General features: G+C 70.4%; 14 protein-coding genes. 9 read left to right on the plus strand and 5 right to left on the minus strand.

Annotation, left to right across the window (positions count from 1 at the left end; all coding sequences use genetic code 11):
- Positions 1-1,679 precede the first annotated feature (1,679 nt).
- Positions 1,680-3,287, minus strand: coding sequence for a molecular chaperone DnaK (dnaK, locus tag HV824_RS16540; RefSeq protein WP_176423708.1), 1,608 nt, complete (start codon positions 3,285-3,287; stop codon positions 1,680-1,682).
- 205 nt (positions 3,288-3,492) lie between these two features.
- Here dnaK and HV824_RS16545 point away from each other — a divergent pair, with 205 nt between their 5' ends.
- The 4 genes from HV824_RS16545 to HV824_RS16560 all read left to right on the plus strand — a co-directional run bounded on the left by HV824_RS16545 (position 3,493) and on the right by HV824_RS16560 (position 7,405).
- Positions 3,493-4,326, plus strand: coding sequence for a class II glutamine amidotransferase (locus tag HV824_RS16545; protein ID WP_176423709.1), 834 nt, complete (start codon positions 3,493-3,495; stop codon positions 4,324-4,326).
- Positions 4,327-4,526: 200 nt separating this feature from the next.
- The gene (locus tag HV824_RS16550) at positions 4,527-4,856 is read left to right on the plus strand and encodes an ATP-binding protein (RefSeq protein WP_368738067.1); all 330 of its coding nucleotides are present in this window, start codon (positions 4,527-4,529) and stop codon (positions 4,854-4,856) included.
- Positions 4,857-5,133: 277 nt separating this feature from the next.
- Positions 5,134-7,056, plus strand: a complete 1,923-nt coding sequence (locus HV824_RS16555; RefSeq protein ID WP_255208093.1) for a GYF domain-containing protein — start codon at positions 5,134-5,136, stop codon at positions 7,054-7,056.
- A gap of 19 nt (positions 7,057-7,075) precedes the next feature.
- Positions 7,076-7,405 carry a DUF1330 domain-containing protein gene (locus HV824_RS16560; RefSeq protein WP_176423711.1) on the plus strand — a complete coding sequence of 110 codons (330 nt, stop codon included), beginning with the start codon at positions 7,076-7,078 and terminating at the stop codon, positions 7,403-7,405.
- 87 nt (positions 7,406-7,492) lie between these two features.
- Here HV824_RS16560 and HV824_RS16565 read toward each other — a convergent pair whose 3' ends face one another.
- From HV824_RS16565 to polX, 4 genes are all read right to left on the minus strand, one after another.
- Positions 7,493-9,715 carry a M4 family metallopeptidase gene (locus tag HV824_RS16565; RefSeq protein ID WP_176417289.1) on the minus strand — a complete coding sequence of 741 codons (2,223 nt, stop codon included), beginning with the start codon at positions 9,713-9,715 and terminating at the stop codon, positions 7,493-7,495.
- 226 nt (positions 9,716-9,941) lie between these two features.
- Complete coding sequence (gene mrtX, locus HV824_RS16570; RefSeq protein ID WP_176417288.1) at positions 9,942-10,661, minus strand: myxosortase MrtX; 720 nt, start codon at positions 10,659-10,661, stop codon at positions 9,942-9,944.
- Positions 10,658-11,278, minus strand: coding sequence for a trypsin-like peptidase domain-containing protein (locus HV824_RS16575; protein ID WP_176417287.1), 621 nt, complete (start codon positions 11,276-11,278; stop codon positions 10,658-10,660). The genes mrtX and HV824_RS16575 overlap by 4 nt, the downstream gene beginning before the upstream one ends.
- A gap of 19 nt (positions 11,279-11,297) precedes the next feature.
- Positions 11,298-13,043, minus strand: coding sequence for a DNA polymerase/3'-5' exonuclease PolX (polX, locus tag HV824_RS16580; protein WP_176417338.1), 1,746 nt, complete (start codon positions 13,041-13,043; stop codon positions 11,298-11,300).
- A gap of 78 nt (positions 13,044-13,121) precedes the next feature.
- Between polX and HV824_RS16585 the strand changes: the two genes are divergently transcribed.
- The 5 genes from HV824_RS16585 to HV824_RS16605 all read left to right on the plus strand — a co-directional run bounded on the left by HV824_RS16585 (position 13,122) and on the right by HV824_RS16605 (position 17,808).
- Positions 13,122-13,439 carry a Rieske 2Fe-2S domain-containing protein gene (locus tag HV824_RS16585; protein WP_176417286.1) on the plus strand — a complete coding sequence of 106 codons (318 nt, stop codon included), beginning with the start codon at positions 13,122-13,124 and terminating at the stop codon, positions 13,437-13,439.
- A 182-nt stretch (positions 13,440-13,621) separates the two neighbouring features.
- Positions 13,622-14,089, plus strand: coding sequence for a MogA/MoaB family molybdenum cofactor biosynthesis protein (locus tag HV824_RS37405; protein WP_176417337.1), 468 nt, complete (start codon positions 13,622-13,624; stop codon positions 14,087-14,089).
- Positions 14,090-14,254: 165 nt separating this feature from the next.
- Complete coding sequence (locus HV824_RS16595) at positions 14,255-16,297, plus strand: M20/M25/M40 family metallo-hydrolase (protein WP_176423712.1); 2,043 nt, start codon at positions 14,255-14,257, stop codon at positions 16,295-16,297.
- Between the two features lie 106 nt (positions 16,298-16,403).
- Positions 16,404-16,760 carry a GatB/YqeY domain-containing protein gene (locus tag HV824_RS16600; RefSeq protein WP_176417284.1) on the plus strand — a complete coding sequence of 119 codons (357 nt, stop codon included), beginning with the start codon at positions 16,404-16,406 and terminating at the stop codon, positions 16,758-16,760.
- A gap of 142 nt (positions 16,761-16,902) precedes the next feature.
- On the plus strand, positions 16,903-17,808 hold the full coding sequence (locus tag HV824_RS16605; RefSeq protein WP_176417336.1) for a TIGR02757 family protein: 906 nt from the start codon (positions 16,903-16,905) through the stop codon (positions 17,806-17,808).
- Positions 17,809-17,868: the final 60 nt, after the last annotated feature.

Consider the following 17,868-nt stretch of genomic DNA (forward strand, 5'->3'; position numbering starts at 1 on the left):
GGCAAGGTGCGCGCGGGCCGCGTGGCCGTGGTGCCGGCGGGCACCAGCGCTGGCAGGGACATGGTGGGCCGGGCCCCGGGCCGCTGCTGTGGAACCGTGGAGGGCGCCACGGGAGGGACGACCTGGCCTAGCGCGAGTACGGGAGGCGGCCTTGGCGCCGGTGCTGGTCCTTGGGGGCGCGCCGGTGCGGAAGGTACGGCGCCTGCCTGGGGCGCGGCAGCGGGGATTGTCGGGGCGACTGTCGGGACCGTCCTCGTCTGTGCCGGAGCGCGGGGCGCTACCGGGGCAACGGAGGGGAGGACACCTGGCGAAGCGGGCGAAGCTGGAGCGCCCACCGGTGCGATGGAGGGCACGGCGCCCGTGACTGGGGACGCGGCGGCACCCACGGGAGCGACGGAGGGAACGGCTCCGGTCGAGGACGGCGACGCTGGTGTTCCCATGGGCGCGATGGCGGGGGGCACGGCGGGAATTGCGCCCAGGGTGGGACGCCGCGCCGGAGGAACCGCACCCGCCGGACGCGGAGCCGGCGTGTTTCCGCCAACTGCCGGGCGAGGCCCGGGCGTCGGTGCTCCCGCGGCACTGGGGTTCAAGCCCTGGCGCGGGGCGGGCGTGTTGGCTCCAGTGGGCGCGGCGCCAGCGGGCGCGACGCGTGGCACGGGCGTCGTCGCGCCAGCGGTGGCGGAGGCCGGTGCCGGTCTCGAAGCGGGCGCTGTGGTGCCTGCAGGGGCCACGCGGGGGACAGGTGTGTTCGCACCAGCGCCCGTCACCTGTCGCGGCACGGGCGTGGCGGCCCCCGCTGCACCGGTGGCCGGACGCGGCACGGGCGTGGTGGCCCCCGCTGCACCGGTGGCCGGACGCGGCACGGGTGTCCGAGCGTCCGCACCCGCTGTACGCGGCGCAAGGGCCGCCGCCGTGCCTGGCGAGGACGCCGAGGTTCCTGTGCCAGCTCCTGCCGGGCGCGGCACCGGTGTCGTGGCGACCGGCGTCCCTTCCGCAGTCGCGCGTTGCCCAGGCACAGCTCCTGCCGACGACGGCCTCGCCGCGGCACCCACCGCAGGAATCGCGGGCAATGTCGTGGGCGTGCCTCGCGGCGCGGGCCCCGAGCCCGGCGCCGTGGGCGCTGCCCCAGCCGGAGATGGACGCGCGGCAGGGCTCGTCACGGCACCCACCGCCGGAATCGCGGGCAATGTCGTGGGCGTGCCTCGCGGCGCGGGCCCCGAGCCCGGCGCCGTGGGCGCTGCCCCAGCCGGGGATGGACGCGCGGCAGGGCTCGTCACGGCACCCACCGCCGGAATCGCGGGCAGCGTCGTGGGCGTACCCCGCGGCGCCGGCCCCGAACCCGGCGCCGGTCGTGTCGGCGCCGTCGCTCGTCCAGGCGCGCCCTCTCCAGCGCCCGTCCGCACCGTGGGAATCCCCGTCATCGTGGCTCGGGGCGGCACCGCGGGCGTCACGCCCGAGGGACGCGCGACAGGCGTTCCCTGAGGCCGAGGCGGCGGAGTCGGCGCGCTGGCGGCGGGCGACGACGGAATCGTCCCGGGCGTGACGGGACCGGGCACGGCGGCCGTCATGCGTGGGACGGCGGGCCGGGCGGGCGTGGCCGGTGTCCCGGGCGTGGCTCCCGGCGGTTTGCCGGCGCTGGGGTCTGATGGCTCGGACATCGGCGTGGTCGGGTCGCGGCCTTACTGCGCCGCGGCGGGCAGGTCGTCGCTGTTGTGGCCAGCAAGCCGGGTGTTCCGGTTGGCCTGGATGGACTGCTGGATATCGGCCTCGCTCATGCCGGAGGACAGGGTGATGGAGGTCGACGTCTTCTGCCCCGTCTCCGTGTCGCACGCGGACACGTGCACCAGTCCATCCGTGTTGATTTCGAAGGTGACCTCAATCTTCACTTCGCCGCGGTAGCCGATGCGGAAGCCCGCGAACTCGAACTCGCCGAGCATCTCGCACTCGTCGGCGCGGTTGGACTCGCCCTGGTACACGCGAATCTTCACCTTCTCCTGGCCGTCGCGGCTGGTGGTGAACGTCTTTGAGCGGTCGATGGGAACCGGCGTGTTCTTGTCGATGATCTTCTCGGTGTACCCACCCACCGTCCCGATGCGCAGCGACAGCGGCGTGACGTCCACCAGGAACGTCTGCGTCTTGCTGTCCAGCAGCGCGTGCGACTGGAGCGCCGCGCCCATGGCCACGACCTGGTCCGGGTTGATGCCCTCCAGCGGGTCCTTCTGGAAGTAGTGCTTCACCGAGTTGCGGATGATGGGCAGCCGCGTCGGCCCGCCCACGAGGATGACCGCGTCGATGTCGGCGGCCGTCAGGCGCGCGCTCTGCAGCGCCTCGTCGCACACCTTGAACGTGCGCTGCACCAGGTCCATCACCATGCGGTTGAACTGGTCCTGGTTGAGCTGCCCACGCAGGTCCATCACGTTGCCGTCGGCGTCCTGGCAGATGCCCTGGCAGAGAATCTCCGCGGAGCCCGTCTGGCCCACGTCGATCTTCGCCTTCTCCGCGGCCTCCTTGAGCATCTGCAGGCAGTACTTGTTCTGCCGCACGTCCAGGCGCGTACGGGCCAGGAAGTCATCCGCCAGCCACGTCATGATGCGGTCGTCGAAGTCGTCGCCGCCCAGGTACGTGTCGCCCGCGGTGGCCAGCACCTCGAAGACGTCCTTGCCAATCTCCAGGATGGAGACGTCGAAGGTGCCGCCGCCCAGGTCGTAGACCACCACGCGCTGGTTGACGTCGCGCCCGAAGCCGTACGCGAGCGCCGCGGCGGTGGGCTCGTTGAGGATGCGCAGCACCTCCATGCCTGCGATGCGGCCCGCGTCCTTGGTGGCCTGGCGCTGGTTGTCGTTGAAGTACGCGGGCACGGTGACCACGGCCTTCGTCACCTCCTGGCCCAGGTACGTCTCCGCCACCGCCTTCATCTCCTTGAGCACCAGCGCGCTGATCTCCGGGAGCGAATACGAGTGCTCGTTCACCGCGATGCGCACCGAGTTGTTGTCGCCCTCGACGATGCGGTACGGCATCACCGCCTGCGCCTTCTTCACCTCGTCGGAGAAGTAGTAGCGGCCGATGAGGCGCTTGGCGGAATAGACGGTCTGCTCCGGGTTGGTGATGATGTTCTTCTTGGCCGCGTTACCGACCAGGACCGAGTCATCCTCGAGGAACGAGACGCAGGAGGCGTGAGTCGTCTCTCCCCACTCGTTGGGGATGACGATGGGCTGGCCGTCCTGGACCACCGCCACGCACGAGTACGACGTGCCCAGGTCGATGCCGATTGCGATGTCGTCCGCCATTCCGTCTCCGGTGAAGACCTTCAGCAGAGGTCCGTCGGTGAAGCGCACGGAGGTTAGGCACCCCCAGAAGCGGGTGTCAACGTTCCCGTGTCAATAAAGCCCAGCCATTTCAAGGGCTTAGCGAGGGTGCAAGGGAGCATGCCCGCTGGCTTGAGGGGGCGCTCCGAGGCCATTATCTCTCATGGCGAAGGGGGTTTGCTCATCCATGTCCGTCATCCTCGCCGCGCTGACGTCCGACCCGAACCTGCTGCGCTGTGAGCTGCACCGCCTCCAAGGCCAGGTCCTGCTCCAGGCAGGGCCGAAGGCGAACGCCTTGGGGGTGGGCGCCTACGCCCAGGAGGAGGTCCTGTTGCGGCGCTTCTCCAGCGGCGAGGAGCTGACCCTGGACTCGCTCGCGCCCCCGCATGAATCGGAGGCGCTGCTGTTCCACGCCGGCCAACTGCCCGTGGGCTTGTCGCTGGAGGAGAACACCCAGCCCTTCCGCTCCCGGCGCTGGTTGTTCGCGCACCAGGGCGGAGTGCGGGGGTTCGAGCTGCTTCGCGCTCCGTTGCTGGAGTCGCTGCCGGACCACCTGCGGCGCCAGGTTCGCGGTGGAACCGAAGGGGAGCTGCTGTTCGCCGTCTTCCTCAAGCGCCTGCGCGAATTGGGCCGCACGGAGGATCTGCGGCTGGAGGCCGAGGTCGCCGGCCGCGTGCTGGCGGACACGGCGCGCGAGGTGGCTCGGGCCGCGGTCCAGGCCGGCGTGGCACGCACGCCCACGCTCAACCTGGTGGCCACCAACGGCACGCTCCTGGCGGCGACCCGGTATGGCGAACAGCCCTTGTACTGCACGCGGCTGGAGGGGTCGGCCGAATGCGAGCTGTGCGAGGTGACGCCCGCGACACCGGACACGCGGCCCTCGGTGGGGGCGCACCGGCGCCGTCGCACCGTGGTGGTGGCCAGCGCGCTCAAGCGCACCTCGGGGTGGGTGGAGCTGGCTCATGGCCACACGCTGTCGGTGGGGCCGGAGCTGCAACTGCACGAGCTGTCCGGGACGTAAGCGACGTGCGCGAGGAAGGCGCCTGGGGGCAGGGATGACTGAGGCCCGCTTTAAATCCCCCGTGAGGAGGTGCTTCCATTTGGGGGGGTGTGTCAAAATATTGAGTCTCGGCTGGATTTACGGTGCTCGCGCCTCCCATGTTCTCAGAAGTTGAGCCGATGTTCATCATCGAGGTCCGCTGAAGGAGACATGGGTGAGTGGTGGTTGGGTGTGCTCGGCGTTGTTGCGCGTCTTGCAGCGACTCATGTCGGAGACGGCGGCGCGGTGGGGTGAGTGAGCTGGCGCGCAACCAGATTTCGCATGCCGGGGGCGGCACCATCCAGCTCGTGCCGCAACTGGCGCCCAAGCGGCTGCTGCGCGTCAGCGCCGAGGACTCCGGACAGGGCATCCCGGACCTGGAGCGCGTGCTGTCGGGGACGTACAAGCGCAAGACGGGCCTGGGCTTGTTGGGCGTGAAGCGGTTGGCGGACCGCTTCGACGTGCGCACCGGCCCGAAGGGTACGCAGGTGGACTTCGAGGTGTGGCTGTGAGGCTCGGGCGCTGCGCACGCGAGGCACGCTGAACGCTCGGAGGGCAGCCAGGGCAGCAGGGTGTGTCGTGCCAACTGGCTGTGTGTGAATGCCGCACAGTCGGGGCATTGTACGAAGGTGGGGCCTGGGAACTACGCTAGGGCTCCGTCCCACGTGGGGGCTGTGTCCACCTCCGCGCAGACGCTCGCCGTTTGACGAATCGCCATGGTGGCATTCCATTGGGTGAGGTCTGATGGTGCGGCTTAATCGGGACCGGATGGAATCAAGGAGCGGGTCGATGGCCGGCAACTCAGGGGAAGACAACGCCAACCCGGGGCACGCCCGGGAGGTCGCCCCAGAGCGCCCTGACGAGGGCGATTCGCCCGTGCTGGATGGCGTGTCGGATGCGGAGCTGGACGCCATCGTGGGTCAGCTGCGCACGGACAAGAGCCTTCGTGTCCGGCCCAGCGCGCAGCCGCGCTACCGCGAGGCCACGCCGTCGGAGCGGCTGCACCGGGGCGCGGGCCGTTCAAGGGCGTCCACCTTGGGCGAGGAGACGGCGCCGCCGAAGGAGGCCGCGCCCGTCGTGAAGCATGCCTGGTACTTCGTCACGGGCGGCGCGGCCTACGGTCCTCACGACCTCGCGGACCTGAAGGCCCATGTCGAGCGCGGGTTCCTGGGCTTTGATTCCCTGTGCTGGCGCGAGGGTTTCGGTGAGTGGCTGCCCCTGGGGCACATTCCGGAGCTCGCTTCCGCGCTGCTTCCGCCGCCCGTGCCCGCGGGACCTCCACCCGTTCCGCCGGAAGCGGCCGGGGCCTTCAGACCTCAGGCCGCGCGCGCGGTGGAGGTCTCCGAGGCCACCACGGAGCGGGTGATCTTGGATGCACCGGGCACGGTGGTGCCCCCCTTCGCGGCCATTGCTCCCGCCGCCGTCGTGGCGGCTCCCGCGGTGGGCGCTGCCGCCATGCCGCGGGCGTCCGGCGCACCACCTCCCGCGGAGGCCCCAGGGGCTCGGGCCGCGGGCGCCGTCGTCGAGACGGCTCCGGAAGCCGTCGCCGCGGCGCTCGCGCCGGAACCTGTCACCGCGCCGGCCGCGAGTGACTTCGCCGCGGACGGAGCTCCGGCGTCGCACCCGATGCCCGTGGCGGAGCCGGTGGGAACCCACGCGGTGCTGGCGGCGCCGTCGCCCGAGGAGCGCACGCGTCGCAAGCGCCGGCTGGGGCTCATCCTGGCGGGGGGGGCCATCAGCGGCATGTCGGTGGCCCTGGCGCTGGGCGTCTTTGGCGGAGGGGACGGCCGTGGCGCCGCGAGCCCCGGCGATGCCGTGGACACGGCGCGCGGCCCCGGTACGCCCCCGCCCGCGGAACAGCCGGCGGCCGCCGCGCCTTCGCCGGAAGCCGTTGCGGCTGCGAGCCAGGGCGGCGGGGCGTCGGGCACGGCGACGTCAGCGGGTGGCACAGGCGGCGCGAGTCCGAGCCTCGGCGGCGCGGGCGTCGCGACGTCGGCCGCGGAGCGCGCGCGAGACCCGAGCCAGGTACAGGCGCCCGCCCGCGCATCGCCGCCCGCGCTCTCGGCCGTCTCGGTCGACCGCGGAGGTCGCGTGCCAGAGCTGACCGGCACGGAGAGCACGGCGCGCGCCGCGACGGGCGGCGGACGGCCGTCGCCGGAGGAGCGCGTCTTCGAGCGGCCCACGGGCAGCCTCTCCTCGCGCGACGTCGCCGTGGCCTTCGTCATCGGGAAGCACTCCGTGGCGCCTGCTCCGGAGCCGGAGCCCGCCAGGCGGCCCGCCACGACGGTCGCGGAGGCCGCGACGGCTGGCGGCTCGGAGGATGACCTGGGGCCCGACGCGGACTTCGACCGCGTGCTCTCCGGCCCGGGACCCAACGCCACCAAGCACCACAAGCCGACCGTCTATGTCCCGCCCGACCCGACGGCGCCCCGCGAGTCGCTCGACCTGGCCACCGTCTTCGCGGTGGTCCATGCCCGGCGCTCGGAGCTCGCGGCGTGTGCCCGCGAGCAGTCCGCGCCGCCGCGGGAGGGGGACCGGGCCGTGCTGCGCTTGAGCGTCCTGCCAAGCGGGAAGGTGGAGTCCATCAACACCGAGACGCCGTGGCTGCGCGGCACGTCGCTCGTGCGTTGCATGCAGCAGAAGATAGGCGCCTGGACGTTCCCCAGGCACCGAACGCAGGGAGCGCCCGTCGTCTTCCGATACGAGTTCTGAGCCGCCGCGAGGAGCGCCCATGCCTGCTTACGTCCTGGTCGAGGTCTCGGTGCACGACGCGCAGACCTACGAGCGGTACAAGCAGCTCGCGCCTCCGTCGCTCAAGCCCTACGGGGGCCGCTACCTGGTCCGGGGCGGCCCCACCCAGGCCCTGGAAGGCACCTGGCAGCCCCCGCGCTTCGTCCTGCTGGAGTTCCCCAGCGTGGAGCACGCCAGGGCCTGGTGGGCGTCCCCGGAGTACGCCGCCGCCAAGGCGCTCCGCCACGAGAGCGCGCACTCCATCATGTTGCTGGTGGAGGGCGTGCCGGCCACGACGCCTGTCACCGAAACAGGGGAGTCACCGCCCTGAGCGGTCGCTGAAAAGCCGAAGCCCGGCGCCAGCCCGCGGTAGGTCGCGGGCCGGGCCGGGCTCAGGTGTCTTCAGTGAAGCGGGGGGCTAGTTCACGCCGACGGCGGTCCAGCTCTCCTTGACCTTCGCCACTTCGGCGGAGTCCGCGCCGTAGAGGTCCGTGGCCGCGTTGATGGTCGCGGTGCGGGCCTGGGCGAACGTGGTGCTCGGCGTCATGTAGTGGGCCAGGGCGCGGTAGTAGATCTTCAGGCCCTTATCCATGCCGATGGCGTCCTTCACCTCGATGCCGGACGTGCGGTTGGTGCCGCCGTTGGTCAGCAGGTAGAAGGCGTTGTTCGCGATGCCGCTGGAGCCGTGCACCTCGGTCTGCTTCGGGTAGTTCTTGAAGTTGTCGATCGAGTAGTTGTCCTTCGTCGGATCGTCCATGTAGCGCAGGCCGTCGGTGTCATCGCCGTTCGTCGGCGTCCAGGCCGTCTCGCCCACCGTCCAGTTGAACTTCACGTCGGGGTTCTTCTGGGACGCGTACCACTCGAGGCCAGCGCCCATGATGTCGCTCATCGCCTCGTTCAGACCACCGGACTCGCCGCGGTAGATGAGGCCGGCGGTACGCTCGGTGAGGCCGTGGGCGATCTCGTGACCCGCGATGTCCAGCGCGGTGAGCGGACCGGAGTTGCGGCCGTCGCCGTCGCCGTAGCTCATCTTCTCGCCGTCCCAGTACGCGTTCACGTAGTTGTTGCTGACGTGGACGTAGGAGACCAGCTTCTCACCCGCGCCGTCGATGGAGTCACGGCCGAGGACGTCCTTCATGAAGTCGTACATCATCTGGCCGCCGTAGTGCGCGTCCACCGCGGCCTTGTTGCGCTCCGGGTCCGTGGGCTCGCCCCAGACGTTGTTGTCGTCCTTGATGGGCGTCTGGCCGCTGGCGCGCTCGCGGTTCATCGCGTCGTAGGTCGCCACGCCGTCGCCGCGCGTGCCGTCCTCGAGCGTGTACGTGCCGTCCGCCTGCTGCTTCGTGTCCAGCGCGACCTTGCCGCTGTACATGGACGTGTCGTCCGCGACCTTCTCACCGGTACCCGGCTCGTTGGGCTCACCGGCCTTCGGGGTGATGGTCAAGCCCCAGCCGTTCAGCGTGCCCGTGTCGCGGCGCGCGTTGTCCTTCACCGACAGCGTCCACTCGCCCTTCGCGGACTCGCCCGCGAAGCCGCTCAGGTCGAAGCTGCCCTTGACGTGGTCCGCGCTGCCACCCGTGCGGTTGTGCACCGTCTCCGACTTGCCGGAGGGGCTGGTGAGCGTGATCGACAGGTCGCCCTTGAACGTGTGGTCGATGTCCAGGTCCAGCTTCAGCTGGTCCACGGTGCCGTCCTGGGTCACGTTGACCTTCGACGTGACGGTGGCCAGGTCGGCGATCTCCGCCTTCGGCGTGGCCGAGGCCTTGATCTCAGTAGGCGTCGCGGCGGCGCCGTGAGCGTGGTCCGCGCCGTGGGCGTGGTCCGCGTGGTCCGCGCCGTGGGCGTGGTCCGCGTGGTCCGCGCCGTGCGCGTGGCTGTGGCCGTGCGCGGCGCCATGCTGACGGGCGTAACCGTCAATGGCGTTGAACTGCTCGAAGAGCTTCCCGGTGTTGGCGTCCACCAGGTAGTTCATCTTGCGGGGCTGGTCGGTGCCATCCACGTTGGTGACTTCCACGCGGTAGGCGGAGTGGTACTCACCGGAGATGTCCTTGTAGATGACCCGCTCGGAGTTCGGCTGGCGGTCCGGCTTGCCGTTGAACTCCTTCAGCGCGATGTCCAGCGCCTGGCTGTGCGTCACCTTGGGCTTCTGCATGCCCAGGCCGGCCGGGATCTCAGACTGATCGCCGGTGGTGCTCTTGAGCTTGCCCTCGGAGTCGAGGTGCGTGACGACCTGCTCGCCGAAGACCTTCACGCCTTCGTGCTGGCGGTCCAGACGCACGTGCGTCATGCCCAGCGAGTCACGCTCCACGCTCTTCGGCGTGTACGCCGGGAACTGCACGCCGCCGATGATGCCGGGGTTGCGGATGGACGTCTGGGTGGAGGGCGTCAGGTGCGCCAGCGACGTCTGGATGGCCGTCTGCGCCTCGCGGCTGTCCAGGGAGAGCCGGCCCACGGGCGGCGGCAGCGGCTTCAGCGTCTTCTCCGCGCGCGCCAGGTCAGACGTCTTGGCCGCGGGGCCGAACCCGTCCTTGATGACGTTCGGGGCGATGGTCGCCGGCTTCGCGGCCGTCTTCGACTGAGCCTCGGAAGCAGCAGTGGGGCGAATCGTGGGCTTCGGACCTTCGGTGCGGCGAATCGTCATTGGGGGTCTCGAACTCAGTGCAAGGGGGTTGAAGAGTTATCGCCGCAGTGTGGCACGGAGTTTCTTGTGATATTTTCGACGCAACAAGTCATTCCCGTAAGACAAGTAAAACCCTGTCGAGCTTCCGTTGAAATCAGGTTACGGGCGCGTCAACACACCCATGTTTCACGGAGGGTGGGCGCGGCGCTGCTGCGGGGAGTGGGGGGGCGGTGAAACTCGGCGAAAATCAGCCGAAAAAAGAAACCTCGAGAAACCGCACGTAGAGGTTGCAGGCCGCATGAAACAGGGCGGCGCCGATGACAGTGCCGGTGCGCTCGCGCATCCACCCGAAGAGCAGCGCCGGGAAGAACACGGACAGCCGCCACGCCTGGAAGATGGCCAGGTGGCCCAGGGCGAACAGCAGCGCCGTCAGCCAGAAGGCGGGGCCCAGCCGGCCCCCCAGGAACTTGCGGCCCTGAGGCCAGGCGTCGCGCAGCCGCGTCTGGAGGTAGCCCCGGTAGAAGAACTCCTCTGGCAGCGCGACGACGAAGAGCTGGTCGATGAACCACTCGCCGAAGCGCGGGGGCAGGCGGGGCTGGAAGCGGGCCTCGCCCATCAGCGGCGTGAGGTGCCTGGCCAGGGCCGTGGGCAGGTGGGGCAGCAGCTCCGCGAACGCGGCGAAGCCCAGGAAGAAGAGCGGGCCCACCACCGCGGACAGCAGCAGGAACAGGCGCAGGTCCTCGCGCCACGCGCGCAGCGACAGGCCATAGTCCCCGTAGTCCTCGTCACGCCAGCGCATGGGGATGAGCGGCAGGTAGAGGAAGCCCACCGTCGCGACCAGCTTGGGGACGCTGGTGCCGCCCAGCAGGAGGAAGGTGGCGACGATGGACAGGAAGCCCACCGCCCACAGTCCCACCGCTTCCTGCACGGCGTTCGGTCGCCAGGGAGTCGTCACGGCCCGGGTCATGGCATGTCCACCGACGCCAGCTCCACCTTCACCGCGTTCAGCGGAAGCACCCGGCAGCCGCGGCGGTGCTTCTTCACCACCACCGCCACCAGCCGGCCCTCCGCGTCGAAGACGGGGCTGCCCGCGGGCAGGGCCAGGGGGACGTCATAGAAGGGGGCCTGGGCTGCCCGGGCTCGCGCCGACACGGGGCGCGCGGGCTGGCTCTTCCTGGCGGGGAGGACGCCCACCAGCCAGCGGCCATCGAGGCTGTCGCCGTCCCGAAGGACCTTCACGGGCGCCGCCGGGTAGGTGCCATCCGGGGCGGCGAGCACCGCCACCTGGAGGTCCTGGCTGGCCATCACCACGCGGGCGGGCAGCGTCTTTCCGTCGTGCTCCACCGTGGTGGCGTTCAGGCCGGTGAAGCCGCTCCCCACGGGCGTGACGGAGGTGAGGACCTGACCCGCCGCACCCACGAAGACGCCGGGCCCCGCATTCCGAGGACCCTTGACGTGCACCACCGAGCGCCCGTGCCGCTCCAACACCCGCTGGAGGTCGGCGCGCGAGGGCTTGTCGGCCTCCGCCGCGGCGGAGGCGAAGGGGAGGAGGCAGAGGAGGAGCAGCGGCGGCAGGCGGGACATCGGCGGGTGCCGCAGCCTATCACCGGCGCTCGCGCAGCGCGGTGACGAAGCGGTCCGCCGGGAGCGTGTTGAGCACGTCCCCCTTCCGGGCCCAGCCCCGGCGCGCGGTGGCCACGGCGAAGGCCAGGTTCTTCAGGTCCTCCTTCTGGTGCGCGTCGCAGCTCACCACCAGGCGGACGCCCCGCTTTACGGCCTGCCGGACATATTCGGCCTTGATGTCCAGGCGCGCGGGCTTGCCGTTGACCTCCACCGCCACGCCGCGCTCGGCGGCCCGCTCCAGGAGCTCGTCCATGCGGACGGGGTAGGGCTCCCGGCTGTTGATGAGCCGGCCGGTGGGGTGCCCCAGAATCTGGAGGCAGGGGTTGTCCAGCGCGGCCAGCAGCCGGCGCGTCATCTGGTCCTCGTCCATGCTGTGCCGGACGTGGACGGAGCCGATGACGACCTCGAGCTGCTCCAGCACGCTGTCGGCATAGTCGAGCGCGCCGGACTCCATGATGTCGACCTCGATGCCCTTGAGCAGCCGCACGCCGGAGACGGCCGCGTTGACGCGGTCGATCTCCTCCCACTGGCGCTTGAGGTCATCCACCTTCAGGCCACCCGCGTGGATGGCCGCCTCGCTGTGCTCGGTGACGGTCAGGTACCGCAGGCCCAGCGCCCGCGCCGCGAGCGCCATCTCCTCCAGGCTGTTGCGCCCGTCGGACCAGGTGCTGTGCGCGTGGACCGCGCCCTGGACGTCCTCCAGCGTGAGCAGGTCCTTGGGGAGCTGGCCTGCGCGCGCGGCCTCCACCTCACCGGTGTCCTCGCGCAGCTCGGGGGGCACGTACTGCATGTCCAGCAGGGCGTAGAGCCCGGACTCCTCCGTCACGGGCACCTTGGTGCCGTCCTCGCGGTGGACGCCCCATTCGGAAATCTTGAGGCCGCGCTCCTGCCCCAGGTTGCGCAGGCGGATGTGGTGCGCCTTCGAGCCGGTGAAGTGGTGCAGCGCGGTGGCGAAGTCCTCGTCGGGCAGCACGCGCAGGTCCACCTGGAGGTCACCGGCCTCCAGCCGCACGGAGCACTTGCTTTCGCCCTTGCCCAGCACCGCGGCCACGCCCGGCGCGTTCGCCAGGGCATCCAGGACGGGGCCGGCCTCCGGCGCGGAGGCGATGATGTCCACGTCCGCCACGGTCTCCGCCTGCCGGCGCACGCTGCCGCCCAGGCTGGCGCGCACCACACCTGGCGCGGCCTTCACCCGCTCCAGCAGCGCCGTGGCCACCGGCAGCACCTCGCCCAGCAGCTTGCGCCCGCCGCGCGCGCGCCGGTACACGGCGATGCCTTCCAGCATCTTGGCTTCGCTCTTCGCGCCGAAGCCGCGGAGCTCCCGCACGCGGCCTTCACGGCAGGCCCGCTCCAGCGCTTCGATGCTGCTCACCTGGAGCTCACGCCAGAGCGTGGCCACCTTCTTCGGCCCCACGTCCGGCAGCTGCGTCAGCTCCAGCAGGCCGGCGGGGAACTGGGCCCGCAGCTCCTCCAGGTAGCCGAGCCGTCCGGTGGTCACCAGCTCGGTAATCTTTTCGGCGAGCGCGGCGCCGATGCCTGGGAGGCTCTCCAGCCGGCCCTCCGCGACCAGCGGACCCAGCTCCTGGGGAAGCCCGGCGACGCGGTCCGCCGCCATGTCGTAGGCGCGGACGCGGAACCCGCTTTCGCCCTGGAGCTGGAGCAGGAGGGAGATGTCACGGAGGACCTGGGCGACGGTGGCCTTGTCGACAGCAGTGGGGATGGTCACGTCGGGAGTCACGGGGAGAAGGTAATGCCCGGGCATCGGGAGTGCAGCCAGTCCCGCGTTGTGGGAAAAGGGGCCGCGATGACGAAGATCAAGCTGGGACCGGCGGACTTCGCCGAGAGGGAAATGCGGGGCTACGAGGTCGGCAAGCGCAACGTGTGTATCGCGAAGATCCACGGGCGCTACAAGGGCCTGGACGATTGGTGCAACCACGCCGGGTGTCTGCTGTCCGGTGGTCGCATCGAGGACAACCTGGTCGTCTGCCCGTGCCATGAGGTCGGTTTCGACATGGACACCGGCCACAACGCGACCTCGCCGGGGGTTTGTGACGACCAGCCGACGGTGCAGGTCGCGGTCGAAGACGGCGCGCTCGTCATCGATTGGCCCGACACGCCCTGAAGCCCCTCCCGCACTCTGGAGTACCCGCCATGGCACACGACGACCACGACCACGACCACGGGCCGCACGGGCACCACGGTCATGACCCCGAGCACGCGCATCATCATCACCACGACCACCATCATCACGCCCCGCACGGCCACGACCACGGCCCGGCGGAGGAGCACAAGGCGCGAGCGCCGGTGCATGTCAGCACCTTCATCGTGACGTGCTCGGACAGCCGCGACGCGGCGCGCGATGAAAGTGGCCGGGTCCTGCGCGAGGGCCTGGAGGCGGCGGGCCACGGCATCGCGGGCACCGTCGTGGTGAAGGATGACCCGGAAGCCATTCGCGGCGCGCTGGAAACCGCGCGCGAGGCGGGGGCCCGGGCCGTGCTGTTCACCGGCGGCACCGGCATTGGCCGACGCGACTGCACGGTGGAGACGCTGCGTCCGCTGTTCGAGAAGGAGCTGCCAGGGTTCGGCGAGCTCTTCCGGATGCTGTCCTACCGTCAGGTGGGGAGCGCGGCGATGATGTCCCGCGCCACGGCGGGCACCTGCCAGGGGATGATTCTCTTCGCGCTGCCGGGCTCGCCCAAGGCCGTGCGGCTCGCGCTGGAGGCGCTCATCCTCCCCGAGCTGGGCCACGCGGTGCGTGAGCTGTCTCGTTAGCGTCCACGCCGCGCTTGTCTCAATCCATGAGAATGGCTGAGGCTGGCGTGTTTCGTCGCGAGCAATGTCCCCTGTTTTCGCCGGAAGTGTAAGTTGACGGCGAAGGCGGGGATTTCTCTCCCTGCCATCTCAACCGCACGTCCCCGCATGGCAGTGGAGAAACGTATGAACATGAAGCGCCTCGCTTCAGTCCTCCTGGTGCTCTGTAGTGTCTCGGCGTTCGCGAAGGCGCCCCCGTCGCAGGCTCCCGACCCCGAGGTGTGGATCACCCTCGGCTCCGATGCCCTCGAACACGTCAACGCCGCCTTCGCCAGCGCCGGGCATGCGGCGCCTTCGATGAGCGGGCAGAAGGCGGACGTCACCGCGCTGCGCGTGCGGGAGTCCCAGCTCAACCTCATCTCGCGGATGATGCACGAGAAGCTCAACCGCTGCGGTGGCTTCATCTACCACGACACGGAAGCCGCCGCGCTCGCCGCCCTGGACCCGTCAGCCGCGGCGAAGGCCGCCAAGGCCACGGCCGTCACGTACAGCCTCGACAACGCGTCGACGGTCAACGCGTTGCAAGCGGGGGTTCAGGAGCTGGCCATCCGAGGGGTCATCGACCACCTGTCCAGCTACGCGACGCGCTACTACACGTCGACGACGGGCGTGACGTCCGCCAACTGGCTGAAGGGGTACTGGGAGTCGCTGGTTCCGGCGACGCGCTCCGACGTCACCGTCGAGTTCTTCAACCACGCCTCGTGGGCGCAGCCCTCCGTCATCTTGACCATCACCGGCACGACCCTGTCGGAAGAGGTCGTCGTGCTCGGTGGCCACCTGGACTCCACCAGCAGCGGCAGCACGGCGCCCGGCGCGGACGACGATGCCTCGGGCATCGCCACGCTCACCGAGGTGATTCGCGTGGCCATGCTCCAGAACTACCGCCCGGAGCGCACCGTGAAGTTCATGGCCTATGCGGCCGAGGAAGTGGGCCTGCGTGGCTCCTCGGCGATCGCCACGAAGTACGCCGCGGATGACATCGACGTGGTGGGTGTGCTGCAGCTCGACATGACGAACTACCAGGAGCGGTCGGACGTCGACGTGGCCCTGGTGAGCGACCGGACGAACGCGGCGCAGAACACCTTCGTCACCAGCCTCATCGACACGTATCAGCCCGAGCTGGAGTGGACCACGACGATGTGTGGCTACGCGTGCTCGGACCACGCGTCATGGACGAGCGCGGGCTTCGCGGCCTCGATGCCCTTCGAGGGGCCGCTGAACAACTCCAACCCGTACATCCACACCGTCAATGACACGCTCCACAACAGCGGGGGCGACGCCCGCCACGCGCTCAAGTTCGCGAAGCTGGCCGCCGCGTACGTGGCGGAGCTGGCCAAGGGTGGGGTGGTCATTGACGAGACGCCGCCGGAGGTCGCCATCACCGCTCCCGCCGCCGGCAGCACGGTGTCTGGCGTGACGACTGTCACGGCTTCCGCCACGGATGCTTCCGGCGTGAACCGCGTGGAGTTCTTCGTGGATGGCGAACTGAAGGCGACGGACACCACCGCGCCGTACGCGTTCGACTGGGACACGGCCGCGGTGCCCAACGGCAGCCACGCCGTGACGGCGCGGGCGGTTGACCTCGTGGGCGTCGCGGCGACCAGCAGCGCGGTGACCGTGACGGTGAGCAACGCGACCAGCACGGCTGGCTTCGACCCCATCCTGAGGGCGCCGCGGTGTGCCTCGGTCTCCAACGCGTGTGACTCCGGCACGCTGCTCAACGGCCGCGGCGGCTTCGTCGGGCCCGAGGTGAACGCGCCGAACACCCTCAAGAACTCCTGCAGGGACGGCTTGTCGGGCACGCACCTGGTGGACCAGTCGAACGAGCGCATCGTGGTGTCCACCGTGGACGAAACGGCGTTCGCGCCGGGCAAGCTGGTGCGCGTCGACGCGACGGTCTTCGCCTACAACAAGATCAACGACAAGCTGGACCTGTTCTACACGACCGACGCCAACAACCCCGCCTGGCAGCACATCGCCACGCTGCCCGTCCCGTCCAAGGGCCTCCACACGTTGTCCGCCACCTACACGCTGCCGGAGGGCACCGTCGTCCATGCCGTGCGCGCGGTCTTCCGCAACCGCGGAAGCACGACGCCTTGCATGGAGGGCAACTACAACGACCACGACGACCTCATCTTCGCCGTGCAGCCGTCCGCGTTGCTGCGTTAACGCTCCGGGTGCGTCGGGTCTCCAGGCCGCGTCGCTGCCTGGGCCTGGAGACCTCTGACGGAGCGCGCACCTTGAGCCACCCCACGCGCGTCGATAGGGTGCGCGCATGCGAACCGTGGATGAGTGGAAGGCGGCGCTGCGCTCCGCATTGAAGGATGCCATGCGCGCGCGGAGTACACAGGCGGCGGCGGTGCTTCGCGAGACGCTCGCGGCCATCGACAACGCGGAGGCACCGGACCTGCGCGTGGCACCCGCCGCCGTGGGTGACGGGTTCGCTGGAAGCGCGGGTGGACTGGGGAGTGGTGAAGTGCCCCGGCTGGCGCTGACGCCGGAGGCCGTGCAGGCCGTCGTCGACCGCGAGCTTCAAGAGCGGCGGGACGCGGTGGCGCTCTACGAGAAGCTCGGGAAGCATGACGAGGCGAGTGCCGTGAAGGCACAGCTGGACGTGCTGCTGGCGCTTTGAGGGAAGACGGGACGGCGGCCCGCCGTTCCTGCACCATGTGGGAGTCCCCGTCGTGACACCGCGCTCGAGGAGCCGCACCGTCTTGGCCACCACCGGGCTTTCCCCGCGAGCCGCCGAGCACCTCCGGCCCCGGCTGGAGGCCGTGCTGACGTCCACCGACGCGCGGGCCCGCATCGCGTTTGATCCGGTGGAGTTCCCACATCGCTACCAGGACGCGCGAGACATCGAGGTCAGCGCGCTGCTGGCGGCCGGGTTGGCATACGGCCGCGCGGACCTGTTCCGTCCCAAGGTGGACGCGCTGCTGCGCCGCATGGGGCCATCTCCCGCCGCCTTCGCCGCGGCGCTCGACGTGGCGGGGGCGCGGGCGCTGCTTGAAGGCTTCGTGTACCGCTTCAACGTGGGCACGGACGTGGCGGTGCTCCTGCTGGGCATGGGCCGCGTGCTGCGGGAGCTGGGCAGCCTGGAGGCGCTGTTCCTCCAGGGACTCCAGACGCGTGACACCCTGCACGGCGCGCTGGACCACTTCACGACGGGCCTGCGCGCCATCCCCATGGACGCCCTGCGAAAGGCCCTGGGGCCGGAGCGCGGGCTGAATCACCTGCTGCCCTCGCCGCTGGGCGGGGGGGCGGCCAAGCGACTCAACCTCTACCTCCGGTGGATGGTGCGGGGGCCGGACACCGTGGACTTCGGCATCTGGAAGCGCGTGCCACCTTCCGCGCTCCTGATTCCCCTGGACACCCACCTGGGTCGCATCTCGCGGCACCTGGGATTGACCCGCCGCAATGATTTGACGTGGCGCACGGCGGAGGAGGTGACCGCCGCGTTGCGCGTGTTGGACCCGGCAGACCCCGTCCGTTACGACTTCGCCCTGTGTCACTACGGCATGAGTGGGGCCTGCCCCGCCCAACCCGTGGCGGAGAATTGCGGCCGCTGCCCGCTGCTGCAGGCGTGCGCCGTGGGGCCTCAGGTGGTGGCGACGGCGACCCGCCGGGTCCCGGGAACCACCGCTCGGAAGGGCAGAGAACTGTCGGCGACGCGACGACGTTGACCGTGGAGCGCGCGGGCGCTGCAATGGGCGCGTGGCTCCGGCTCCCGCGCGCGGAACCCG

This window comes from Myxococcus sp. AM009 (assembly GCF_013372605.1).
GTDB classification, from domain to species: Bacteria; Myxococcota; Myxococcia; order Myxococcales; family Myxococcaceae; genus Myxococcus; species Myxococcus vastator.